Source organism: Brevundimonas sp., assembly GCF_032017145.1.
Taxonomy (GTDB): Bacteria; Pseudomonadota; Alphaproteobacteria; order Caulobacterales; family Caulobacteraceae; genus Brevundimonas.
The window spans coordinates 12,851-36,084 of the sequence record NZ_DALZQC010000022.1; the positions used below are offsets into that span (position 1 = coordinate 12,851).

Annotated in this window: 24 protein-coding genes and 1 tRNA gene; 6 read left to right on the forward strand and 19 right to left on the reverse strand. The window is 65.2% G+C overall.

Annotated elements, in window-relative coordinates; translation table 11 throughout:
• Positions 1-87: 87 nt before the first annotated feature.
• Positions 88-2,754, forward strand: a complete 2,667-nt coding sequence (gene metH / locus RTU05_RS05910) for a methionine synthase (RefSeq protein WP_312596527.1) — start codon at positions 88-90, stop codon at positions 2,752-2,754.
• Between the two features lie 51 nt (positions 2,755-2,805).
• Here the strand turns inward: metH and RTU05_RS05915 are convergent, their stop codons facing one another.
• From RTU05_RS05915 to RTU05_RS05925, 3 genes are all read right to left on the reverse strand, one after another.
• Positions 2,806-3,360 (reverse strand): hypothetical protein, encoded by a 555-nt coding sequence (locus RTU05_RS05915; RefSeq protein ID WP_312596529.1) that lies wholly within the window; start codon positions 3,358-3,360, stop codon positions 2,806-2,808.
• Between the two features lie 138 nt (positions 3,361-3,498).
• Complete coding sequence (locus tag RTU05_RS05920) at positions 3,499-6,657, reverse strand: TonB-dependent receptor domain-containing protein (RefSeq protein WP_312596530.1); 3,159 nt, start codon at positions 6,655-6,657, stop codon at positions 3,499-3,501.
• A gap of 272 nt (positions 6,658-6,929) precedes the next feature.
• Positions 6,930-7,079 (reverse strand): hypothetical protein, encoded by a 150-nt coding sequence (locus RTU05_RS05925; protein ID WP_312596531.1) that lies wholly within the window; start codon positions 7,077-7,079, stop codon positions 6,930-6,932.
• A 72-nt stretch (positions 7,080-7,151) separates the two neighbouring features.
• Here RTU05_RS05925 and RTU05_RS05930 point away from each other — a divergent pair, with 72 nt between their 5' ends.
• Positions 7,152-8,054, forward strand: a complete 903-nt coding sequence (locus RTU05_RS05930) for an MBL fold metallo-hydrolase (RefSeq protein ID WP_312596533.1) — start codon at positions 7,152-7,154, stop codon at positions 8,052-8,054.
• A gap of 9 nt (positions 8,055-8,063) precedes the next feature.
• Here the strand turns inward: RTU05_RS05930 and RTU05_RS05935 are convergent, their stop codons facing one another.
• A complete protein-coding gene (locus tag RTU05_RS05935) occupies positions 8,064-8,738 on the reverse strand; it encodes a DUF1499 domain-containing protein (protein ID WP_312596534.1) in 675 nt (224 codons plus the stop codon).
• A gap of 29 nt (positions 8,739-8,767) precedes the next feature.
• Positions 8,768-10,396 carry a long-chain-fatty-acid--CoA ligase gene (locus RTU05_RS05940; protein WP_312596535.1) on the reverse strand — a complete coding sequence of 543 codons (1,629 nt, stop codon included), beginning with the start codon at positions 10,394-10,396 and terminating at the stop codon, positions 8,768-8,770.
• Positions 10,397-10,553: 157 nt separating this feature from the next.
• Here RTU05_RS05940 and udk point away from each other — a divergent pair, with 157 nt between their 5' ends.
• Positions 10,554-11,201 (forward strand): uridine kinase, encoded by a 648-nt coding sequence (gene udk / locus RTU05_RS05945; RefSeq protein WP_312596537.1) that lies wholly within the window; start codon positions 10,554-10,556, stop codon positions 11,199-11,201.
• Positions 11,202-11,437: 236 nt separating this feature from the next.
• Here the strand turns inward: udk and RTU05_RS05950 are convergent, their stop codons facing one another.
• Positions 11,438-12,118: a type 1 glutamine amidotransferase domain-containing protein gene (locus tag RTU05_RS05950; RefSeq protein WP_312596539.1), complete on the reverse strand. Its 681-nt coding sequence runs from the start codon at positions 12,116-12,118 to the stop codon at positions 11,438-11,440.
• A 120-nt stretch (positions 12,119-12,238) separates the two neighbouring features.
• Between RTU05_RS05950 and RTU05_RS05955 the strand changes: the two genes are divergently transcribed.
• Positions 12,239-13,156: a PHB depolymerase family esterase gene (locus RTU05_RS05955; protein WP_312596541.1), complete on the forward strand. Its 918-nt coding sequence runs from the start codon at positions 12,239-12,241 to the stop codon at positions 13,154-13,156.
• Positions 13,157-13,302: 146 nt separating this feature from the next.
• Here RTU05_RS05955 and rplL read toward each other — a convergent pair whose 3' ends face one another.
• A complete protein-coding gene (gene rplL / locus RTU05_RS05960; protein WP_312596543.1) occupies positions 13,303-13,686 on the reverse strand; it encodes a 50S ribosomal protein L7/L12 in 384 nt (127 codons plus the stop codon).
• 62 nt (positions 13,687-13,748) lie between these two features.
• Positions 13,749-14,264, reverse strand: a complete 516-nt coding sequence (gene rplJ, locus RTU05_RS05965; RefSeq protein ID WP_312596545.1) for a 50S ribosomal protein L10 — start codon at positions 14,262-14,264, stop codon at positions 13,749-13,751.
• A gap of 319 nt (positions 14,265-14,583) precedes the next feature.
• Between rplJ and RTU05_RS05970 the strand changes: the two genes are divergently transcribed.
• Positions 14,584-15,291, forward strand: a complete 708-nt coding sequence (locus RTU05_RS05970) for a glutathione S-transferase (protein WP_312596546.1) — start codon at positions 14,584-14,586, stop codon at positions 15,289-15,291.
• Positions 15,292-15,294: 3 nt separating this feature from the next.
• Here RTU05_RS05970 and RTU05_RS05975 read toward each other — a convergent pair whose 3' ends face one another.
• The 4 genes from RTU05_RS05975 to RTU05_RS05990 form a co-directional block, all read right to left on the reverse strand.
• Positions 15,295-15,864, reverse strand: a complete 570-nt coding sequence (locus RTU05_RS05975; protein WP_312596547.1) for a DUF2059 domain-containing protein — start codon at positions 15,862-15,864, stop codon at positions 15,295-15,297.
• Positions 15,865-15,933: 69 nt separating this feature from the next.
• Positions 15,934-16,386, reverse strand: a complete 453-nt coding sequence (locus tag RTU05_RS05980) for an NUDIX hydrolase (RefSeq protein WP_312596549.1) — start codon at positions 16,384-16,386, stop codon at positions 15,934-15,936.
• A gap of 139 nt (positions 16,387-16,525) precedes the next feature.
• Positions 16,526-17,605 (reverse strand): AI-2E family transporter, encoded by a 1,080-nt coding sequence (locus RTU05_RS05985; RefSeq protein ID WP_312596551.1) that lies wholly within the window; start codon positions 17,603-17,605, stop codon positions 16,526-16,528.
• A gap of 81 nt (positions 17,606-17,686) precedes the next feature.
• Entirely contained in the window at positions 17,687-18,103 is a 417-nt protein-coding gene (locus RTU05_RS05990) for a helix-turn-helix domain-containing protein (protein WP_312596552.1), read from the reverse strand.
• Positions 18,104-18,156: 53 nt separating this feature from the next.
• On the opposite strand from RTU05_RS05990, the gene RTU05_RS05995 reads away from it, so the two are divergent.
• Positions 18,157-18,765 carry an NAD(P)-dependent oxidoreductase gene (locus RTU05_RS05995; protein ID WP_312596553.1) on the forward strand — a complete coding sequence of 203 codons (609 nt, stop codon included), beginning with the start codon at positions 18,157-18,159 and terminating at the stop codon, positions 18,763-18,765.
• A gap of 84 nt (positions 18,766-18,849) precedes the next feature.
• On the opposite strand, the gene rplA is transcribed toward RTU05_RS05995, so the two are convergent.
• The 7 genes from rplA to RTU05_RS06030 form a co-directional block, all read right to left on the reverse strand.
• On the reverse strand, positions 18,850-19,539 hold the full coding sequence (gene rplA / locus RTU05_RS06000) for a 50S ribosomal protein L1 (protein ID WP_312596554.1): 690 nt from the start codon (positions 19,537-19,539) through the stop codon (positions 18,850-18,852).
• 3 nt (positions 19,540-19,542) lie between these two features.
• A complete protein-coding gene (gene rplK / locus RTU05_RS06005; RefSeq protein WP_291540278.1) occupies positions 19,543-19,974 on the reverse strand; it encodes a 50S ribosomal protein L11 in 432 nt (143 codons plus the stop codon).
• A gap of 227 nt (positions 19,975-20,201) precedes the next feature.
• The gene (nusG, locus tag RTU05_RS06010; protein WP_017506694.1) at positions 20,202-20,777 is read right to left on the reverse strand and encodes a transcription termination/antitermination protein NusG; all 576 of its coding nucleotides are present in this window, start codon (positions 20,775-20,777) and stop codon (positions 20,202-20,204) included.
• A gap of 13 nt (positions 20,778-20,790) precedes the next feature.
• Positions 20,791-21,090 carry a preprotein translocase subunit SecE gene (gene secE / locus RTU05_RS06015; RefSeq protein WP_292021161.1) on the reverse strand — a complete coding sequence of 100 codons (300 nt, stop codon included), beginning with the start codon at positions 21,088-21,090 and terminating at the stop codon, positions 20,791-20,793.
• A gap of 70 nt (positions 21,091-21,160) precedes the next feature.
• Positions 21,161-21,236, reverse strand: a tRNA-Trp gene (locus tag RTU05_RS06020).
• 109 nt (positions 21,237-21,345) lie between these two features.
• A complete protein-coding gene (locus RTU05_RS06025; protein WP_312596558.1) occupies positions 21,346-22,680 on the reverse strand; it encodes a hemolysin family protein in 1,335 nt (444 codons plus the stop codon).
• A gap of 95 nt (positions 22,681-22,775) precedes the next feature.
• Positions 22,776-22,910, reverse strand: a complete 135-nt coding sequence (locus RTU05_RS06030; protein WP_312596559.1) for a hypothetical protein — start codon at positions 22,908-22,910, stop codon at positions 22,776-22,778.
• Positions 22,911-23,234 lie beyond the last annotated feature (324 nt).

Below are 23,234 nucleotides of genomic sequence, written 5' to 3' on the forward strand. Positions count from 1 at the left end.
CCCCGACGTCGCCGCCCCCGATCCCCAGCACCGGGCCTCCCAAAAGCACTGGGTCCCGGCTTTCGCCGGGATGAACGGAGTTTTTGCGTGAGACCCACCTTCATCAACGTCGGCGAACGGACCAACGTCACCGGCTCGGCCAAATTCCGCAAACTGGTGGTCGAGGGCGACTATTCGGCCGCGCTGGACGTCGCCCGCCAGCAGGTCGAGGCCGGCGCCCAGATCATCGACGTCAACATGGACGAGGGCCTGCTGGACGGCGTCGTCGCCATGCGGACCTTCCTGAACCTGATCGCGGCCGAGCCCGACATCGCCCGCGTGCCGGTGATGATCGACAGTTCCAAATGGGAGGTGATCGAGGCGGGCCTGAAGTGCGTTCAGGGCAAGCCCATCGTCAACTCGATTTCGATGAAGGAGGGCGAGCAGGCTTTCCGCGACCACGCGATCAAATGCCTGCGTTACGGCGCCGCCGTCGTGGTCATGGCCTTCGACGAGGTGGGTCAGGCCGACACCGCCGCCCGCAAGATCGAAATCTGCACCCGCGCCTACGACATCCTGGTCAACGAGGTCGGCTTCCCGCCCGAGGACATCATCTTCGACCCCAACATCTTCGCCGTGGCGACCGGGATCGAAGAGCACGACAATTACGCCGTCGACTTCATCGAAGCAGTCAGGGTCATCAAGGCCACCCTGCCCTACGCCCGCATCTCGGGCGGGGTGTCGAACGTCTCGTTTTCGTTCCGCGGCAACGAGCCGGTGCGCCGGGCGATCCACAGCGTCTTCCTGTACCACGCCATCAATGCGGGCATGGACATGGGCATCGTCAATGCGGGCGACCTGCCCGTCTATGACGACATCGACCCCGTGCTGCGTGAAGCCGTCGAGGACGTCATCCTGAACCGTCCCCAGCGGACCAATGTGTCCAACACCGAGCGGCTGGTGGACATGGCCCCGTCCTACAAGGGCGAAAAGGGCGCGGCCAAGGTGGTCGATCTGAAATGGCGTGAAGGCACGGTCGGTGAGCGCATCACCCACGCCCTGGTCAACGGGATAACGGAATTCATCGAGGCCGACACCGAAGAGGCCCGCCTGTCGGTCGAACGCCCCCTGCACGTCATCGAAGGCCCGCTGATGGACGGGATGAACGTGGTCGGCGATCTGTTCGGCTCGGGCAAGATGTTCCTGCCGCAGGTGGTCAAATCCGCCCGCGTGATGAAACAGGCCGTCGCCTGGCTGGAACCCTTCATGGAGGCCGAAAAGGCCGGAAAGCCGCGCGAACAGGCGGGCCGCATCCTGATGGCGACGGTCAAGGGAGACGTCCACGACATCGGCAAGAACATCGTCGGCGTCGTCCTGCAATGTAACAACTACGAGGTCATCGACCTGGGCGTCATGGTCCCGGCCGACCGCATCCTGGACGAGGCCAAGGCCCACAACGTCGACATCATCGGCCTGTCCGGCCTGATCACCCCGTCACTTGACGAGATGGTCTTCGTCGCCGCGGAGATGGAGCGGCGCGGCTTCGACATCCCCCTGCTGATCGGCGGCGCCACGACCAGCCGCACCCATACGGCGGTCAAGATCGAGCCGGCCTATCGGCGGGGCTCGACCACCTATGTCATCGACGCCAGCCGCGCCGTCGGCGTGGTGTCCGGCCTCCTGTCCCCGACCGAAAAGGCCCGGAACGAAGCCGCCACCCGTGACGAATATATCCGCATCCGCGAGCAGTACGCGCGCGGCCAGGAGGTGAAGGCCCGCGCCACCCTGCAGCAGGCGCGCGAGAACCGTTTCCGAACCGATCCCTCCCAGCCCATGCCCGGCGCCCCGTCCTTCATCGGCGTGAAGGCGTTCGACGCCTGGGATCTTCAGGACCTGGCCGACCACATCGACTGGACGCCCTTCTTCGCCAGCTGGGAGCTGATCGGCCGCTATCCGCTGATCCTCGAGGACGAGACGGTGGGCCAGGCCGCGCGCGACCTGTTCCAGGACGCCCAGGCCATGCTGAAGCGGATCGTGGAAGAGAAATGGTTCACGGCCAAGGGCGTCGTCGGCTTCTGGCCCGCCCGTGCAGTCGGCGACGACATCGCCGTGTTCAGCGACGAAACCCGATCAGAAGAAATCGCCCGCTTCCACACCCTGCGCCAGCAGATCAAGAAGTCGAACGGCAAGCCGAACCTGGCCCTGTCGGACTTCATCGCAGACGACGGCGACGACTATATCGGCGCCTTCGCCGTCACCGCCGGTCATGGCGAGCTGGAGATCGCCAAACGGTTCAAGGATGCGGGCGACGACTATTCGTCCATTCTGGCCACGGCCCTGGCCGACCGCCTGGCCGAAGCCTTCGCCGAACGCCTGCACAAGGAAGTCCGCACCCAGTTGTGGGGCTACAAGGCGGACGAGGCCACCAGCGTCGATGACCTGATCGCCGAACAATATCAGGGCATCCGCCCTGCCCCCGGCTATCCGGCCCAACCCGACCACACCGAAAAGGCCACCCTGTTCCGTCTGCTGAACGCGGGCGAGAACGCGGGCATGGCCCTGACCGAAAGCTACGCCATGACGCCCCCAGCCTCGGTTTCGGGCCTCTATTTCGGCCATCCGGGCAGCCATTATTTCGGCGTCGGCAAGATCGACCGCGATCAGATCGAGGACTACGCCCACCGCAAAGCCATAAGGGTCGCCGAGGTCGAGCGCTGGCTGGCGCCCATCCTCAACTACGATCCCCACGCGGCGCCACGCGAAACGGCGGCCTGAGCCCGGGCTCAGGCCGCCGTTCTGGATCGGACCGGCAGAGCCGTCGTCGGCTCAGTTGATGCCGACGCTTTCCAGCGTCGCCGGCGGCGTCGTGATGTTCTCGCGGATGCGGCGCGCAGCGTGCTCGCACCGCCCCGGCAGGCCGAAGAACAGACCGAACGACTGGCTGCGCGCCTCGGCGTCCGGATTTTCGATCAGGGTCGCCCATTGGGCCTTCACCGCAGCGACGGCGCGATCGGCCTCGGCCTTGCTGGCGGCGGACTGACGCGGCGCGGCGGCAGCCAGGGCCGTGCGGAAATCCTGCGCCTCAAGCCGTCCCAGGCGAACCAGTTCGACATCCTCGGGCGCATGCGCCGGCAGCGTGTCGCCCAGATCGGCATGACCGCTGACCAGCGCATCGCACCAGGCCACCAGGGCGTAATCGGCGCTGGGCGCCCCACGCGGCAGCGGGCGCGCATAGGCGATCGCCTCGCGCGTCTTCAGCGCATCGGCGCTTTCCGTCGAGCGATTGCCCGTGACGATCGGACCGTCCTGCGATTGCGCCATAACCGGCCCAACGGCCAGAACAGTCAGAACGGAGAGAGCGGGAGCGAGCAGTTTCAGCATGGTCTTCCTTCAATGCGACGCGAACGAGCGCCGATCACTAACGCTCGCCCGCCCCGATGGTTTTTCTACGGCGACGCTCAAACGAAAAAGGCGGCGGAGCGTGGCCCCGCCGCCTCAGTTTCGTGGTCTTAAGAACGCTTAGAAGCGATAGCGCAGACCGAACCGCAGCGAACGCGGCGACTGATACGTGCGCGCCAGACCGAAGGTAGCTCCGGGGCTGGTGTTATCGACGCGTGAAACGCCCTGTTCCACGACGCGGGTAACCTCATCGTTGTCGAACAGATTGAAGATATCGACTGTACCGACAAGTTCGCCACGTCCTTCTTCACGGAACAAGGTGAATGCCGCGTTCAGATCGAAGTTATACGTCCAATCCGTTTCTCCCTGTGACCCTCTCGGAGTTGGGATGACGGAGCCGCCTGCCCCAATCGGGCAGAACCAAGCCGATGGCGTACCCGACGGATCGGGAGAGAGAATATCAGCGCTGTCCGGAGCATAACCAAGGCAGCCAAATTTACGGCCCGACTGCGCGGTGAAGTTGCCACCCAGCGAAACGTAGTCGTTGACTTGATAAGAGCCGTACACCTTCAGGGTATGTCGACGGTGGTTAGGCAGGTAACCCTCGGCGCCAATCGTGTTGGTGTAGTGGTCGAAGTCTTGCGTGATGGACGTGTCCGTTTGACCGACATCGGACTTGATGGCGCCTTCATAGTTTCCGTACGAACGGCCGAGCGTATAGGAGCCGGCCAGAGACCAAACGCCATCGAACGGACGATTGAAGGTGAACTCGAGGGCTTGATACTCGCGCTCAACTTCCGGGAACCGAAGATCGTCGGCCGTCAAGGTGATCGTCTGCGGATTGTAAGCGGCGCTTCCCGGCGCATCGCCTTGAAGGTCTAGGTAAACCGTCGCTTCGTTACCGGGGTTGAACAGAACATACGGGAAGATGCTGGAGAAATCTCTCGGCGTATCGCCGCCAGGATTGCACAGCGCAAGCTGGTTGGTTCTCGCGCAGTACCGGTAGACTGCATCGCCGATCGCCGTGTCCTCAATCGCACTCTCAAGATTACGGTGAATGTAGCGAACGCCAGCCGACCAATCGCCCAGCCAGTTGTCGGATTGGAACGACTTCTCGTAACCGATAATGAACTCGCGCTCATACATGGGCTTCAGATCGGCTTCCGCCACAGTACGGGGATCGGGCACGGTCGGCGGGCTGAGATACACCGGCTCACCCAACTGCGCTCCCAGTTGGGGTGTGCCGTCCGGATTCAAAGCTAGGGCGCCAGCAGCGTCACGAATGGCGCGGAAATACCGGTCTTCGAATAGCTCTCCCGACGAAGCGCGGATGGAGGTGTTGCTGGCGATCGGGAGATAGTAATCGCCCATCGAGCCGTAAACACGATCCGTACCGTTGCCGAACGGATCCCAGTTGAAGCCTACGCGAGGCGCCCACTGATTATCGATCTTGATGTAGCTCTCGCCAGCTTTGTTCTTATAGTCGTATATATCATTCCGAACACCCAGCTGAACGCTGAAGTTCGGCGTGATGCTCCACGCATCTTGGATATAGATCGCCGACTGCTGTGATGCAAAATCGCCGCTAGAGCTATAAATCCGACGACGGATGCAGCCATCTGCGCCAGCATTGCGTGCGCCGCAATCGGTCGCGCCTGCGGACCCCGTAGGACGCCCGGCATAATAGAGTGCGCCGCCCGAGTATTGAGTGGCGGCCGTACTGACTGCGTCTTCACGATCATAGCCGATACGGAAGTGGTGATCCCCGAAGAGGCTGACGTAGAAATCTGCATCAACGCGATAGGTCTCGCGCTTGTCCTCGCCTGCAGCGTTGAAGGGACCGCCAAAGCGCCCTTCCGTCAACCAGACATAGCCAGAGGCCGGTACAGTCCGATTGGGATAATAATCCCGCACGCCTGCAATATTGATGCTATCGCCGAAGTCTTTCTGGTTCGCATCAATCCGACCATAAAGAGCCGAAAGCGTGAACCAGTTCGTGAATACACCGGTGTATTTGTAAATCTGGTTTACACCACCCGCTTCCGAATACGACGTCGGAAGATCAGACTTGATAAACCCATTTCGCGTGAAATTATAGCTTAGGTTATCGATCGTTTGTTTGTCGGAAAACACCGTCGCTTCCAGACGATGGTTTTCGTTAAGGACGAAATCGAACTTGGCAAGCCAGCGGGGATCATTGCTCATTGCGCGAGCTTGGGTACCGCTCGATGCAGTGAAATCGCTGAACGTCACGCCACCGCGCGAGTCGCTGTCCCGACCGTTATAGACGCCGAAGAAGAAGATGTGATCCTTCAGGATCGGCCCGCTAGCCCAAACCGAATATTCCTTGAGTTCAGAGGCAGCGTAAGCATTGAACACCTGACCACCGGCGCTGCCGCTGGCGCCCGGAGTGTAAGCAAGGCCACGCTTGCTACGCAGCGAGTCGGGTGTCCAGAAGACGCTGGCTCCGCCTTGGAATTCGTTACTGCCCGAGCGGGTGACGATATTGACGACGCCACCCGTGGCCCTCCCGTACTCGGCTTGGTAGCCGCCCGTTTTGACATCGACGGATTGAATGGCGTCGAATGGCAAGTCTGCGTAGCCGAGGAAGTTACGCTGATCGGTGACGTTTAGACCGTTAATATAGTAGGCGCTTTCCGCAGCCGACGTTCCCGAGAAGCCTGTCAGCGATTGAGAACGACGGGCGCTTGCGTTGATTGTGGCGTCGGGCGCGGTCGCGCCGGGGGACAACTGCGTCACGGCGTTGATGCTGCGGCCGACAGGGACGCGATTGGCGAGGTCCTGCACGTTGACCGACAAGCCCGTGTCGGTGGCGTTGAAGGCTTGGGCGCGGCGCGCGCCGGTCACGACGATGTCACCCAGCGAAGTTGCGGATGATCCGTCCGAAACCGTGAAGGTGTACGCGGATGAACCCGTGCTTACGCTGATGTTGTCGTTTGCCGCGCCGGCCGAGCTGGAGATCGCCACAGCGTAGCTGCCAACTGGCAGCGCTGGAATGCGGAACGAACCGTTGGAGTCAGTGGTCGTCGAGCGAACGGAACCTTGAGCCGAAGTCACCGACACCGAGGCGCCAGCAACCCGTGCGCCGGAAGAGTCCGAAACTGTGCCGGTCAGAATTCCACTAGTATAATCTTGCGCTGACACCGGCGTGGCAGACAGCAACACCGCCGCTGTAGACAGAGCGACCGCAGAACTTAACGCGATGCCGCCCATCATCGTGCCCGCCAGCAGGCGCTCACGAATGGTTTGAATGTTCAAAACTCCACCCTCCTAGTTGCCAGCCCCAAGCATCTGCTGCGGCCAAAACATCCAGCCGCCAATGCGCCTAGATTGAGGGAAGATACCCACGCAAATAGCCGGCGCTACTGATATCACACGCAAACCACATCACGGTCGCTCATCTGTCGCAATATCGCCACACGAAAAAGGTCGGCGCCCGGCAGGAGATCATCGGATGAGGTTGTTACGACAATAGCCATCAGGCTTGAGCTTGAGTATGCGCTAGAACGACTCATCATAAGGCGTGAGGCTCAAGATTGCGCTCCAATCGCCACGCGCGACGCATAGGGCGCAGGTTCGGGGGTGCAGGAGGCGGCGAGTTGGATCGCGGCGAGACACAGCACGGCGGCGGCGACGAGCGCGGGCCGATTTGATACAGCGAAGACGATCGAACGGGCCATGGCGGGCGCTCCGGCAATGATGACCGAAATCCTGACGCAAGCGGCGCGCCATGTGGGCGGAGTGATGAGCGCATGATCCCGTTCGTGCGAGCGTTCGACTTCGCCTATGGGCGGCGCGACCAGGTTTCGCCCCTGGTGCAGCGGGTGGTGGCGGACAATCCAGGGCCGTTCACCTTCACCGGCACCGGGACCTACATTGTCGGAAGGGCGCAGGCGGGCGCGGCCGTTGCGGTGATCGATCCTGGGCCGATGGACATGGCGCATCTGGAGGCGCTGCTGGCCGCGACGGTCGGGCGGCGGGTCAGCCATGTGCTGGTGACCCATACGCATCGGGATCACGCCCCCTTGGCGCGGCCGTTCGCCGAGGCGACGGGCGCGCCCATTCTGGCGGCCCGGCCTCCGGCCCGCGAAACCCATGCGTCGGGCGCGTTGGACGAAGAGGAGGACGCAGATTTCGCGCCCGACGTCGTGCTGGACGGCGGCGAGGTGATCGCAGGCGACGGCTGGACGCTGGAGGCCATGTTCACGCCCGGCCATGCGTCGAACCATATGGCCTTCGCCGTGCGCGAGGAGAACGGCCTGTTCTGCGGCGACCATGTGATGGGCTGGTCCACGACGGTCGTGGCGCCGCCGGATGGAAACATGCGCCAGTATATGGCCAGTCTGGACGTTGTGATCGCGCGGCACTTCGACGTGCTGTGGCCAACGCACGGGGCGCCGATCACCCAGGTTCGGCCGTTTCTGGCGGCCTATCGCGCCCATCGGCTGGATCGCGAGGCGCAGATCGCGGCGCGTCTGGCGGCGGGCGACCGAACCATCGCCGACATGGTGCCGACGCTATACGCCGCCGTCGATCCGCGCCTGTGGCCGGCGGCGTCCCTGTCGGTGCTGGCCCATCTGATCAAGCTGGTCGAGGACGGGCGCGCGGTCTGCGACGGCGAGCCCGATCTGGCGGCGCGGTTCCGGCCCCTTTGATCTGAAGGGTCAGCGGGCGCCGGCCAGTTCCCTTGCGATGCGCGCGGCCAGGCGGCAGGTTGCGCCGCCATCGGGACGGGCGTCGCGCGCGGCGACGCGGATGTCGGTGCGGCCAGGGCGGATGCGTACGACCGCGTCGCTGACGAAACCGAACCAGGCGCCCTCATGCGCGGCCTCGACCTCGAAGGTGGTGGCGCGGTTCACCACGAAACCGGCGTCGACCAGAGCCGATGTCGCCTGCTGGGCCAGGACCTGACTGGGAATGGCGACCACCGCCTCGCAGGCGGCGGGGGTCGATCCGCGATGCAGGGCGGCGACGGCGCGCGAGAAGGCCGGCGGCTCCTCCACATTGGTCGTGACGTCGCGCGGCGTCGGCGTCGCGTCCCGGCCCTGACGCTCCACGAATCCGACCACCGCTGCGCCGGCGAACACCAGGCCCGCGAGCGCATAGGGCCCCCTGCCCCGGATGTCGCGCAGGGCCAGCGCCGCCGCGACGACGGCCGCCGCCAGACCGATCCAGGCCAGGATGCGCGCCACGGTCCAGGTCAGAAGATCATAACCGACCGAAAGATCGACCCCGCCGAACCGGGTCGCCGCGACGGCCGCCACGATCAGCACCAAAGGCGCCGCCGCGAGCGCCGTCAGCCACGGCAGGATGGCGGGAACAGGCTTTCGGATCGGCATTCAGGCTCCGGTTCGGGTCAGACGCCCCGTCAGGCGGCGGTCGGCAGACGGTAGTCCTTGAACCGTTCGCGCAACAGCTTCTTGTCGATCTTGCCGGTGGCGCCCAGCGGGATTTCGTCCACCGCGACGACGTCGTCGGGCATCCACCATTTGGCGATCTTGCCCTGCAGGAAGTCCAGATGCTCCTGGGGATCCAGCGTCTGGCCGGGCTTCAGCTTCAGGATCAGCACCGGCCGTTCGTCCCATTTGGGATGGGCCGCGCCGATGACGGCGGCGATCTCGACCTTGGGGTGACCCACGGCGATGTTCTCGATTTCGATGGAGCTGATCCACTCGCCGCCGGACTTGATCACGTCCTTGGCGCGGTCGGTGATCTGCATGAAGCCCAGGTCGTCGACCGTGGCCACATCGCCGGTGTCGAAGAAGCCTTCGTCGTCCAGGATCGAGCCGTCTTCCTTGAAATAGGCGCGGCTGATCGTCGGCCCCTTGACCATCAGACGACCGAAGGTGGCGCCATCGTGAGGCAGTTCGGCGCCCGCCTCGTCCTTCAGCTTCAGCTCGACGCCCAGCGGCGGGACGCCCTGCTTCAGGCGGTATTTCATCTGCTCGTCGTAGGAGAGCTTCAGGATTTCGGGCGGCAGGTTGGCGATGGTGCCGATGGGCGAGGTTTCGGTCATGCCCCAGGCGTGGGTGACCTCGACGCCGAAATCGTCCTGGAAGCCGCGGATCAGGCTTTCGGGACAGGCCGAACCGCCGATCAGAACCCGTTTCAGGGTCGAGAACCCAAGGCCGTTCTGCTTCATATGGGCGAACAGCCCCTGCCAGACGGTCGGCACGGCGGCCGAGAAGGTGACGCCCTCCTGTTCGATCAGTTCATAGATCGACGGACCATCCATCTTGGCGCCCGGCATGATCAGCTTGGTACCGGCGGCGGGGCCGGCGAAGGCGATGCCCCAGGCGTTGGCGTGGAACATCGGCACGACCGGCAGGATCACCTCCTTGGGCGTCGCGCCCATGACGGTGGCCTGCAGCCCCATGAAGGTGTGCAGGAAGTTGGAGCGGTGCGAATACAGCACCCCCTTCGGATTGCCCGTCGTGCCGGAAGTGTAGCAGAGGCCGCAGGCCGTCTGTTCGTCGAAGTCGCCCCAGACCACGTCTGTCGACTGGCCGGCGATGGCGTCCTCATAGGCCACGGCCTTGGGCAGATTCGTCTGCGGCATGTGGGCGGCGTCGGTCATGACGACGACGCGCTCGACCTTGGGGATGTGCGGCAGGATGGCGTCCAGCAGCGGCACGAAGGTCAGATCGACGAAGATGATCCGGTCTTCGGCGTGGTTGATGATATAGACTAGCTGCTCGGGGAACAGGCGCGGGTTCAGGGTATGGCACACCGCCCCGATGCCCATGATGCCGTACCAGGCCTCGATATGGTTGGCGGTGTTCCAGGCCAGGGTGGCGACGCGGTCGCCCGGCTTGATTCCCCAGTCCTTCAGGGCGTTCGACACGCGCTTGGCGCGGTCATGGATGGCGGCGTAGGTCGTGCGGACGATGGGCCCCTCGACCGAGCGGGTCACCACTTCGCGATCACCATGCCAGTTCCTGGCGTGATCGATGATCTTGTCGACCGTCAGCGGCCAGTCCTGCATCAAGCCCAGCATATCGTTTCCTGTTCCTTGGGTGCGTCTGATTGGAGGCGACGCTTGGGTGGACGCTAACATTGGTGATCGGCGATAAGCAACGTGCCGCGACGTCAGCCCCGGCGCGACGGATCGTCCCCCGTGGCGCTGGCGGCGCGACCGCTCTAGAAGGCGCCCCATGACCATATTGATCGCGATCACGGGCGGCTCCGGCTCGGGCAAGAGCACTCTGGCGGAGGCGCTGGTTTCCGCCTTGCCGGACGGCGCCGCCGTGCTGGTGCGCGAGGACAGCTATTACAAGGACGCCGCCTCCCTGCCCGGCTTCGACGCGGCGACCTTCGACTTCGACGACGTGTCGGCGCGCGATCACGACCTGATGATCGCCGATCTGAAGGCGCTGAAGGCTGGCCGCGCGGTGACGGCGCCGGTCTATTCCTTCATCCACCATGGACGCGAACCGGGCGGCGAGCCGATCCCGGCGTCCCAGGTGGTGATCGTGGAGGGCACCCATGTCCTGTGCACCCCCGACCTGACCGCCCTGTTCGACATCCGGGTGTTCGTGGACACCCCCGCCGACATCCGCTTCATCCGCCGCCTGCTGCGCGATCAGGCCGAGCGAGGCCGGTCAGCGGATTCGGTCGTGGCGCAATATCTGGCGACCGTGCGGCCGGGGCACGAGCGCCTGACCGAACCGTCGCGCACCCATGCCGACTTCATCGTCGCCGACGCCACCGCCGCCGTGCGCCTGGAAGACCCCCTGGCCGTGGTTCGCCTGGCCGCGCCGGTCCTGGCCCATCCGCTGCTGCAGGCCCTGCTGGACGACTAGGATCGATCAACGTTCAGCCGGCCGAAATCTTCGATCATCGTTCCGGGGCGGAGCGAAGCTGAGAACCCGGAACCCAGGGTTTTAGACGGCGCTGCTGGACGTCATCGGCCGGATAGCAAACCTGCGGGTTGGCTGCTACGCGCCGCCCTTCGGCTCCGGGATCGTCATGCAGACGCCCCGGAATGAGCACCGCTTCACGGCCCCCTCCCCGCAGTGCGGGGAGGAAATTCCGTCGATCACCCCTTCAACAACCCCATCAGCGCCTCGGCCGCCGCGCGCGACGACCCAGGGTTCTGGCCGGTCACCAGCTTGCCGTCGGTCAGGACATACGAACCCCAGTCCGGCCCCTTGGAATAGTCGCCGCCATTGGCGATCAGCACATTCTCGACCAGGAACGGCACCACGTCGGTCAGGCCCACGGCCTCCTCTTCGGAGTTGGTGAAGCCCGTCACCTTGCGGCCTTCGACCAGCGGCTTGCCGTCCGGCCCTTTCACCGACTTCAGCACGCCCGGCGCGTGGCAGACGAAGCCGGTCGGCTTGTCCGCCCTGGCGAAAGCCTCGATCAGGGCGATGGAGTCCGCATCATTGGCCAGGTCCCACAGCGGCCCGTGACCGCCCGGATAGAAGACAGCGTCGAAATCCTCGGCCTTCACCGACGACAGGACGACGGTCGCGGCCAGGGCGGCCTGCGCCTCGGCGTCGGCCTTGAAACGGCGCGTGTCCTCGGTCTGGGCGTCCGCGTCGTCGCTCTTGGGGTCCAGCGGCGGCTGCCCGCCATTGGGCGAGGCCAGCACGATCTCGGCCCCCGCATCCTTCAGCGCATAATAGGGCGCGGCCAGTTCTTCCAGCCAGAAGCCGGTCTTCTTGCCAGTGTCGCCGAGGTGATCGTGCGACGTCAGCACCAGCAGGATTTTCATGAAACAGGTTCCGTCTCTTGGGGCGTCCACAGATGGGAAGGCGTCGCGCCCGCCTCAAGGCTGGCCTGCGCGCGCGAAACGTCCCAACCTGCGTGCTGTAGTCACCGGAGGCGAAACCCGATGAAACGTCTGATCGGCCTGATCGCGGGCCTCGCCGGCATTTGCCTGTTCGGACAGACGGCCCAGGCGGCCGCCCCGTGCGGCCTGGGCCAGCCGGGCCAGACCCAGGCCGTGGCCATAGGCGGGTCGGGCCGGACCCTGCTGCTGCACATCCCCGCCGGTTTCGACCCCGCCCGTCCCGCGCCGCTGGTCTTCCTGCTGCACGGCAGCGGCGGCACGGGCGCCGCCATGCTGGCCTCGTCCCGGCTGGCCGAGGCGGCGGATCGGCACGGCTTCATCGTCGCCGCGCCCGACGCCGGCATTCCGGTCGAGCGTGGCTTCGTCTGGAACATCCCCGGCGTGCCGACCATCACCGGCGCCGTGCCCGGACCCGGCGACGCCGACGACGTGGCCTATCTGACGACCGCCATCCGCTATCTGGCAGCCCAGGGCTGCATCGACGACAGCCGCGTCTACGCCACCGGCCTGTCGGGCGGCGGACGGATGGCGTCCTGGCTGGGGTGCGTCGCCGCCGACAGGTTCGCCGCCATCGCCCCCGTCGTGGGCCTGCGCGCCGGCAATCCGAGGAAGGACCGCCCCGAGGAACCCGATCCCGCCACCTGCCGCCCCTCGCGCCCCATGCCGATCATCGCCTTCGCCGGCGACGCGGATACGACCAATCCGATCCAGGGCGGCGGCGCGGGCTATTGGAGCTACACCATGCACGCCGCCGAACAGCGCTGGGCCCAGTTGAACGGCTGCACCCAGGCGCGCGACACCCGCTGGATCGCCGACAGAATCTATGAGGAGGGTTACGCCGCCTGCCGCGACGGCGCGGACGTGGTGGGCCGCATCACCACAGGCGGCGGTCACAGCTGGGTCGCCGACAACGACGCCCTGTGGGCCTTCTTCGCCGCCCGTTCCCGACCGCAGAACTGAGATGAAGCGACGGCGGCCCCTCGCTCCACCGCAAACCGATCAGCCACCCAACCGGCCTCAAGCAGCGCTCCGCGCGGTAGGCCAAACAAAAAGACCCGGCGGTTTCCCGCCGGGCCTTTCCGATATCAGCAGAGCTGAGACCCAGATTACTTGATCTGGACCTTGGCGCCGGCTTCCGTCAGCTTCTTGGCGACTTCGTCGGCGACTTGCTTGGAGACGTTTTCGACGACGTTCTGCGGAGCGCCTTCGACCAGGTCCTTGGCTTCCTTCAGACCCAGGTCCGAACGGACGCCGCGGACTTCCTTGATCACGTTGATCTTCTTGTCGCCGCCGTCGACCAGGACGACGGTGAATTCGGTTTGCTCTTCGGCGGCTTCAGCCGGAGCGCCGCCGCCGGCGGCCGGAGCAGCCATGGCGACCGGAGCAGCGGCGCTGACGCCCCACTTTTCTTCCAGCAGCTTGGAGAGTTCAGCGGCTTCCAGAACGGTAAGCGCGGACAGGTCTTCGACGATCTTGGCGAGGTCGGCCATTGTCAGTTTTCCTTCGGAGGATGAGGTTTAGAGAGTGATGCAGAGATGAAAGGCGGGGCCGCTTACGCGGCTTCCTTGGTGGCGTAGGCGTTGAACACGCGGGCCAGCTGACCGGCGGGTGCTTGCAGCACGCCGGCGATACGGGTCGCAGGCGCGTTGAGCAGGCCGATGAGTTGACCGCGAACTTCGTCCAGCGTCGGGAGCTTCGAGAGCGCCTCGACACCCTTCTGATCGACGACGGTTTCGCCCATGAAGCCGCCCACGATCTTGAAGCGATCGTTGGCCTTGGCGAACTCGGTGACGACCTTGGCGGCCGTACCGGGGTTCTCGGAATAGGCGATGCCCACCGGGCCCTTGAACAGGCCGTGGTAGTCGCTGCCTTCTTCGGCTTCGAGCGCCTTCAGCGCCAGGCGGTTCTTGACCACCTTGAACGCGCCGCCTTCTTTGCGAAGGCGACCACGCAGGTCTTCCATTTCCGCAACGGTCAGACCCAGGTTGTGGGTCACGACCACGCTGCCGGCCTCGGCGAACACGCCCTTCAGCGTTTCGATAGACTCGGCTTTTTGAGCGCGATCCATTGCGGTCTCCAGTCTTGGTATTCGCCGCCGGGCTTATTCCCGACGACGGATTGGCCAAAGCGCATCGCATCGCTGCGAAACGTTCGGGCCGGTCGTATTGTCCGAAGGATGCGTCCGACGGCGTCCGTCCCGGATTGCGGGCCGATACGCGGCAAGGTCGCGTCCCCATCTCCCCACGGCGTCAGAGGGCTCTCTGACGGTTATGGCCTGGGTGACCCCCACGCCCCGAAGTTCTCGGACAGGACCGCCGGAAGATGAACCTCCGACGGGAAGCGGCGCTCTTACAGCGACACCGACAGGAAATCAAGGCGCGGATCGCATGGCCTATGAACTCTATTACTGGCCGACCATTCAGGGCCGCGGCGAATTTGTGCGTCTGGCGTTCGAGGCCGTCGGCGCCGACTATGTCGACGTCTCGCGCCAGGACGACGGGGCGGCCATGACGGCCCTGATGAAGGACGCCGCCACACCCTCCTTCGCCCCGCCCTTCGTTCGCCTGGGCGGACGCACCATCGGCCAAGTCGCTGCCATCCTGGCCTGGCTCGGCCCGCAACTGGGCCTCAGCCCAGACGGCGACAGCGACCGGGCCTGGCTGAACCAGATCCAGCTGACCTTCGCCGACCTGGTGGTCGAGGCGCACGACACCCACCACCCCGTCGAGCTCATGGCCTATTACGACGACCAGAAGCCCGAGGCCGCTCGCCGCGCCCGGGGCTTTCGCACGGCGCGCATAGGCAAGTTCCTGACCTGGGCCGAAACGGTGCTGACCCGCAACCCCCACGGCGCCGACTGGATGGTCGGCGACCGCTTGACCTATGTCGACCTGTCGCTGTTCCAGGTGGTCGAGGGTCTGACCTACGCCTTCCCGAAGGCGGCGGGCCGCGTTTTGGCGACGACGCCCAAGGTGGTCGCCGTCCGTGACCGCGTCGCCGCCCTGCCCAGGATCGCCGCCTATCTGGCCAGCGACCGCCGCATCCCCTTCAACGAGAACGGCATCTTCCGCCGCTATCCTGAACTGGACGGCTAGGCATCAACGCCTGGACTTGGCGGCCGTCTCCGTGTCTTCCCCGCAGTCGAACCTGGCGCAGTATTTGCTTTCGAACTCGGCCATAAAGCTTGTCAGCACGCTATCCTGCGCTTCCTGCAACGCCACGCCCAATGACAGCGTCTTGGCCGCAACCGCACGACCCGCCGGCGTGCGGTAGAAGTCGATCTGAGCGCCAAGTTCTTCCTCGGTGTATATGGTCGCATAGACCGGGACCATTTCCTCCATCACGCGCGCGAGCATGCGGGACATCATCGGCGGCATGTTGGCGCGAACCCAGGCCGATTCCTCTCCCGCCTTGTCGCCGATGCTGTTCATCTGTGTGACCATGGCGCGCTCGAACTCCTTGGCGAAGTTCGGGCCGACGGACAGGCCGATCAGTTCGCGCGCCAGGTCGCTGCGACGCGCTACGGCCGCATCGTATGGCGCCGGCTCGACGCGCGTGACGACGACGGTCTCAGTCTGCGATCGCGCCTGAGCCTGGACGTCCGCCGCAGCCGCAGCCGCAACCAGGCCACATGCCAGCCCCAGGGCGAGATTTCTTGGAATAGTCATGACAGCCTCCCGCCCCTCTTATCGCGGGCGCACATCCGGGCTGACCAGCCGAAATCGACCGGCGGTTGTCTAATCGTCCAGCGGCGTGGCGTCGAAGTCGCGGATCAGGGCGGCCAGGTCCGGCTCCTGCACCAGGCCCGCGGCCTCGTTCAGGCTCATCCATCGGCGTTCACGCTGATGCGCCTCGGGCCAGGCGCCCATCTGGATCAGGACTTCCAGCGGATAGACCGACACCACGCATTGGCGCACCCCGCCGTCCTTCGTCCCCTTGGCGTAGCGGAAGACGCCGATGGACTGGCTGTCGATGTCGCCCTTGACCCCCGCCTCCTCCATCGCCTCCTGGGCGGCGGCTTCGGGATCGGTCTTGCCGACCATCCGCCCGCCCTTGGGTATGACCCAGCGGCGGGTCTCGCGCGAGGTGATCATCAGGATGCGCCGCTGGCCGTTCTCCAGCCGCCAGGGCAAGGCCGCCACCTGACGGGTCTCGGACCGTGCCGTGCGTTTGGAGCCGGAGCGCGCCAAGATCAGGCCTTGCCGCCGCGCGGATTGGATCGGTCTTTCGGGGTCACGTCCTTGCTCCTAGACGACGGCGGCCGTTCGGCGCGCTCTCGAAACGGGATCGCGTCGGCTGCGTCAAGTTGTCAGCGCACGGACGACCGGATTATTTCTCCCCCGGCGCCTTGGCGTCGGGGTCGCCCAGCACGTCCTGGCGATACAGCATGGTCACGATCGTATGCAGCACCAGGGCCAGGGGCGTGGCGAACAGCACCCCCAGCGGACCGAACAGGGTGCCGATCCCGACCACGGCGAAGATGCCCAGAACGACCGGCAGATTGGCCACATTCTTCTGCACCAGCGGCGTGATGAAGTTGCTCTCCAGCTGCGAGATGACGATGTGCACCACCACGGCCAGAACCGCCGTGTGCCAGCCCTGCGTCGCGCCCACCAGCACTGAAGGGATGGTCGAGACGATCGGTCCGACGATGGGCACGAACTGCGCCAGCCCCGTCAGCAGCCCCAGACCCAGGGCCGACGGTACGCCGATGATGGCCAGGCCGATCCCGGTCAGGGTGCCGACCAGAACCATCGAGAACAGCTGCGCCTTGAGCCAGCCCTTCAGCGCCTTGCCGCAACTGTTCAGCACCTGGCGCAGACGGTCGCGGCGGTCCAGTGGAAAGACCGACAACAGGCCTTCGCGCGACTTGGCCGGCTCAATGGCCAGGAAGACGCCCGCCACCACGACCAGGACCATGGTCGTCACGCCGCCCGCCATGCCGATGGCGAACTTCTGCGCGAACTGCAGCGCCTCGCCCGCCCGGCTGCCCAGATTCTGAAGCTGCTCAAACACCTGGGCGGCATAGGGCTGGGCTTCGATCCAGGTCTGCACCTGGGCCCAGCCCACCGGGATGATGGCCGCCAAGGTGGTCACCTGTTCGGAAATCTGTGCGCCGAACAGGGCCAGGACGCCCGCCAGGACGCCGATGACGATCAGCATGGACAGGAAGACCGCCAGCGGATCGGGCAGCTTCAGAAACCGCACCAGCGGATCGGCCAGAGCCCGCAGGATCACCGCCACGACAATGGCGCCGAAGATCAGCAGCCACAGGGTCTTCAGCGAGACCACCAGCTGCACGGCGAAATAGGCCGAGACCAGGACGATGGCCGCAAACGCCAGACGCCCCTTCCACGGATCATGACCGCCCGTCGCCGCACCACTCGTGGATTTTCCGAAACCGAACATGTCGCCCCCTTCAAGGTCGCGACAGAAACGCAGGCGCAGCGTGGCCGTTCGCCCGCCGCGATAAAAAAACGGAGCCGCCTTTCAGTGGGTCTCGGCGGATCGCCGGTCATAGTCCTCCTGGGCCGCCGCCACGTCGGGCATCCGGGTCTCGGCCCAGTCGATCATCGACTGCATGGCGGCCATCAGCGTCATCCCCAGCGGCGTCACCGCATAGGTCACCGACACCGGCACGCTGGCCACGACCGAGCGTGACACCAGCCCGTCCCGCTCCAGCGACTTCAGCGTCTGGCTCAGCATCTTCTGCGACACCCCGTCCACCCGCTGCTTCAACGCATTGAACCGGATGGGCCCCTGCCCCAGAACGATCAGGACCAGGGTGCTCCATTTGTCGGCGATCCGGTCCAGCAGTTGCCGGGTCGGGCAGTCGGCGGCGAACACGTCGCCGCGCATCCAGGTTTCGTCCAGGTGACCAGGTGAGGGAAAGGTGCCGTCTTGCATGATCGCCCTCCATACCGCACCTGGTATCCATTGGAAACCTAAAGGAGCCTTCCATGAAAGTCGCAGTCCTCGGCGCCAGCGGTCGCGCCGGATCGGAAATCACCAGGGAACTGGCCTCTCGCGGCCATTCGGTCACGGCGATCGCCCGCAAGCCCGACGCCATTCCCGCCGCGTCCGGCGTCACCCCCGTCGCCGGCGACGCCTCCGATCCGACCGCCCTGGCCGCTCTGATCAAGGGGTCGGACGCCGTCATCAGCGCCCTTCACTTCGACGTTCCCGCCTCGACGCTGCTCGGCGCGCTAAAGACCGCCGACGTTCCGCGCCTGCTGGTCACCGGCGGCGCCGCCAGCCTGCAGGTCGCGCCCGGCGTCCTGCTGTTCGACACGCCCGAGTTCCCGGCGGAATGGAAGCCCATCGCCAAGGGCGGCATCGACTTCCTGGACGACCTGCGCCACGAGAAGGAGATCGACTGGACCTTCTTCTCTCCCGCCGCCGTAATCGAGGAAGGCCCCCGCACCGGCGCCTATCGCGCCGGCGGCGACCAGCTGGTCGTGGACGCAAACGGCGACAGCAGGATCAGCTTCGCCGACTACGCCATCGCCATGGTCGACGAGCTTGAGCAGCATCGCCACAGCCGCGCCCGCTTCACCGCCGCCTACTGACCATGGAAAAGGCCCCGGAGATCGCTCTCCGGGGCCTCCATCCTTTCGGCCTTGCGTGACGCGCGGGGCCGCGGCTTGAGCCTATCAGGCGCCCAGCGAGGCCGGGTCGACCTTAAAGCCCGGGCCCATCGTCGAGGACAGGCTGATGCGCTTCACATAGGTGCCCTTGGCGCCCGACGGCTTGGCGCGGACCAGAGCGTCCACGATGGCCTTGACGTTGGCTTCCAGGGCGTCCTGGGTGAAGGACACCTTGCCGATGCCGGCGTGGACGATGCCCGCCTTCTCGACGCGGAACTCAACGGCGCCGCCCTTGGCGTCCTTGACGGCCTGGGCCACGTTCGGGGTCACGGTGCCGACCTTGGGGTTCGGCATCAGGCCGCGCGGGCCCAGCACCTTACCCAGACGACCGACCAGGGCCATCATGTCCGGCGACGCGATCACGCGGTCGAACTCCATGAAGCCGCCGGCGATCTTTTCGTACAGATCTTCGGCGCCGACGTGTTCGGCCCCGGCTGCGGTGGCTTCGGCGGCCTTGGCGTCCTTGGCGAAGACGGCGACGCGAACGTCACGGCCCGTGCCCGACGGCAGGTTCACCACGCCACGGACCTGTTGGTCGGCGTGACGCGGATCGACGCCCAGATTGACGGCGATTTCCAGGGATTCGTCGAACTTCGACTTGGCGTTCTCCTTGGCCAGCTTGATGGCGTCGGAGAAGGGCAGCAGGTCTTGGGTGACGCCGGTGCGGGCCTTTTGAGCCTTGGTTTGCTTAGCCATGGATTAGCCCTCCACCACGTCCAGGCCCATCGCGCGGGCGGAGCCTTCGATGATCTTCGTCGCGGCGTCCAGGTCGTTCGCGTTCAGATCCTTCATCTTCTTCTCGGCGATCTCGCGCAGCTGGGCCACGGTGATCTTGCCGGCGACTTCACGGCCGACCAGCTTGGAGCCCGACTTCAGGCCGGTGGCCTGCTTCAGGTACCAGGTCGCCGGGGGGGTCTTGGTGATGAAGGTGAACGACTTGTCTTGATAGACGGTGATGACGGTCGGAAGCGGGGTGCCCTTGGCTTCCTTCTCGGTGCGCGCGTTGAACTCCTTGCAGAAGCCCATGATGTTCACGCCGCGCTGACCCAGAGCCGGGCCGATCGGGGGCGAAGGCGTGGCCGAACCGGCCGGCACTTGCAGCTTGATATAGCCGAGAATCTTCTTGGCCATTGGTCTCTCCTATGAATGATCCCGGACTTGATCCGGGACCGGTGAGCCGTGGTGCGGCATGGCTGCCTCCCACGGATTTGCCGCTCCACGAACCAAGGCCCGCCGAGCGAAGGCGCGCGTGTATCAGAGGGGCGCGGGAAAGGCAACGCACCGCCCCGCCCTCTCCGCAGAAACGAAAAAGCCGCGCCCTTTCAGACGCGGCTTAAATCTCGACAGATGCGTGAGCCTCAGCCCGCGACCTTCTCCACCTGGGCGTATTCCAGTTCGACCGGCGTGGCGCGGCCGAAGATCGACACGGCGACGCGCAGGCGGGCGTGTTCCTCGTCCACGCTCTCCACCGAGCCGTCGAAGCTGGCGAACGGGCCGTCGATGACCTTGACCTTCTCGCCGATGTCGAAGCGGATCGTGGGCTTGGGACGCTCGACGCCCTCTTCCACGGCGCCGATGATGTTCTGGACCTCGCGTTCTGAGACCGGCAGGGGCTTGGTGCCGCCCGCCGCGCCCAGGAAGCCGGTGACCTTCGGCGTGTTCTTGACCAGGTGATAGGCCTGGTCCGTCATCTCCATCTTCACCAGCACATAGCCGGGGAAGAATTTGCGTTCCGAGTTCACCTTGCGGCCGCGACGGATCTCGACGACGTCCTCGGTCGGCACCAGGATTTCGGAGAAGGCGTCTTCCAGGCCCTGCTGCTTGGCCTGATCGCGCAACTGCTCGGCGACCTTCTTTTCGAAGTTCGAATAGGCGTTGACGATGTACCACTTGTGGCGCGGATTGGCGGGCTTTGCGGGCGCTGCATCGGTCATGGGCGCGTCTTTCTCAGGATCCGAGAGCGATGATGTAGCGGAAGGCGTAGCCCAGGCCGGTGTCCACGATCCAGAAGAAGATCGAGGCGATCAGCACCATGATGAAGACCATCACCGAGGTGATCCAGGTCTCCTTGCGGCTGGGCCACACGATCTTGCGGCCCTCGGCGCGGACCTGGCTGATGAACTGACCAGGGCTGGTGCGGGGCTTCTTGGGCTCGGGCGAATCGACCGTGATGGCGGCGGCGGCCGCAGCGACCTGGGGCTTTGCATTGCCTTGCGGCCGCTTGCCGGGAGTTTTGGCCTTGGCCATCAGTTGCTCTTCACACAATTGTTCCTGTCGCCCCAGATGGGAAGTCCCATCCGGAAGCGACAGGGGGGATTGGCAGGAGTTGGGGGACTCGAACCCACGACCCCCGGTTTTGGAGACCGGTGCTCTACCAGCTGAGCTAAACTCCTAGACAATCGCGCGAACCGTCCGGCCCGCGCGTTCGCCAGAGGGGGGCGTATGCCCCACACCGCCCGCCATTTCAAGGGCGATGTGACGCTATCCCCGCCAATGCGGCCGTTAGTCTTCCAGATGGGCCGCCACGGCGTCGCGCTCGTCCTCGGCCTTGATCAGTTCCTTGAAGATCAGCTTGTCGATGCGACGGTCGTCCATGTCCACGACCTCGACCTCGAATCGCCCGACCTGCAGAACCTCGCCCTCGTCCGGCACGCGCGAGATCTGATGCAGGATCAGGCCCGCGACGGTGTGGAAGCCTTCGTGCTCGCCGAAATCCTCGCCCAGGGTGTCGGCCAGGTCGTCCAGGTCCGTCTGGCCGTCCACCAGCCAGCTGCCGTCGGCGCGCTGGTGGATCCAGGCCTGCTCCTCGTCATGCCCCTCGTCGAAGTCGCCGGCGATCATCTCCAGGATGTCGGTGGCGGTCACCACGCCTTCGAAGGCGCCGTATTCGTCGACGATGAAGGCCATGTGGACCCGCGACCCCTTCAGGATCTCCAACGCCTTCAACACCGAGGTCGACTGCGGGATGAAGGCGGGCTCGGCGACCAGCGGCTCCACGTCGATCTTGCCCGTGGTCAACAGGGCGTCCAGCAGGTCCTTCTTGTGAACCAGGCCCAGGGGGTTATCGACGTCGTTCTCGCGCGCCACCACGATGCGCGAATAGGGGCAGGTGCGGATTTCCTCGCGGACCACTTCTTCAGGGTCGTCCAGGGCGATCCAGAACACTTCGTGGCGCGGCGTCATGGCCACCCGCACCGGACGGTCGCCCAGGCGCATGATCTCCTCGATCATCTCCTGCTCTTCCGGCTCGATCAGGCCGGCCGAGGTGCCTTCGGCCAGGATGGTGGCGACCTCTTCCTGGGTGACGTCCGACCCGTCGCGGTCCTTGACGCCCAGCAGCTTCAATATGCCCGAGGTCGAGGCCGTCAGCAGCAGAACGAACGGCTTCAGCACAACCGCCAGGCTGGAGATCGGTCCGGCCATCTTGGAGGCCACCGTTTCGGGGAAAATCAGCGCCAGGCGCTTGGGCACCAGTTCGCCGATGATCAGCGAGACATAGGTGATGCACACGACCACCACGGCGGTGGCGAAGAATTCGGTATAGGCGGCCAGCGCCGGGAAGGCGAGTTCCAGTATCCGGTCAAGCTCGCCCGCGATCGTCGCCTGACCATAGGCGCCCGCCAGAATGCCGATCAGGGTGATGCCGACTTGCACGGCCGACAGGAACTGCGTCGGTTCCTCCGACAGCTTCAGCGCCGCCCGGGCTCCCCGATCTCCCCTTTCCGCCCGCGCCTGGAGTTTTGACCTGCGGGACGAAACGACCGCCAATTCGGTCATGGCGAACAAGCCGTTGAGCACCACCAGGAGCAGAACGACGGCAATAGCGATGAGTAACATCTAGGGGTTTTGGAGACCAACGCGGCGCAACATTCGGCGTCCGCAGCGCCATATTAGGGCAGGAAGGCGGCCAGCGCCACGTTTTCCTTCGCGCCTCAGCCCGTCCGACCCGCCTCCACCGAACCGTAAGCCCCCGAAACGGGCCGCCCGTTCGCATCGTACTGGGTCGCACAGGCGCTCATGCCGATCACGGTGCCGATGAAAAGACCCAGTCGAATGGCGCGTCGCATGTGGTTACCGAAAGATTAACGTCCGTTCCCGAACGTAAACCCGGCTTTCCGGTTGCAGGCAAGACCGCTCGCTCGCCCGGCGAAAGAAGCGTGCCCCACCCTCTCCCCGTCCCCCGTCATCCTCGGGCTTGACCCGAGGATCGGACGCGGATCGGGCTGTGCGCCGCCTCTGACGCAAGGCGGCCCGACACCCGGCCCTCGGGTCGAGCCCGAGGGTGACGGCATTGGAGGTGACGGTCTTGGGGTGTGGCCTCGTCCCAAGCAAAACAGCCCCCGGATCGCTCCGGGGGCCGCTCTGTTACGCTACTCTAGTCAGCCCGAAGG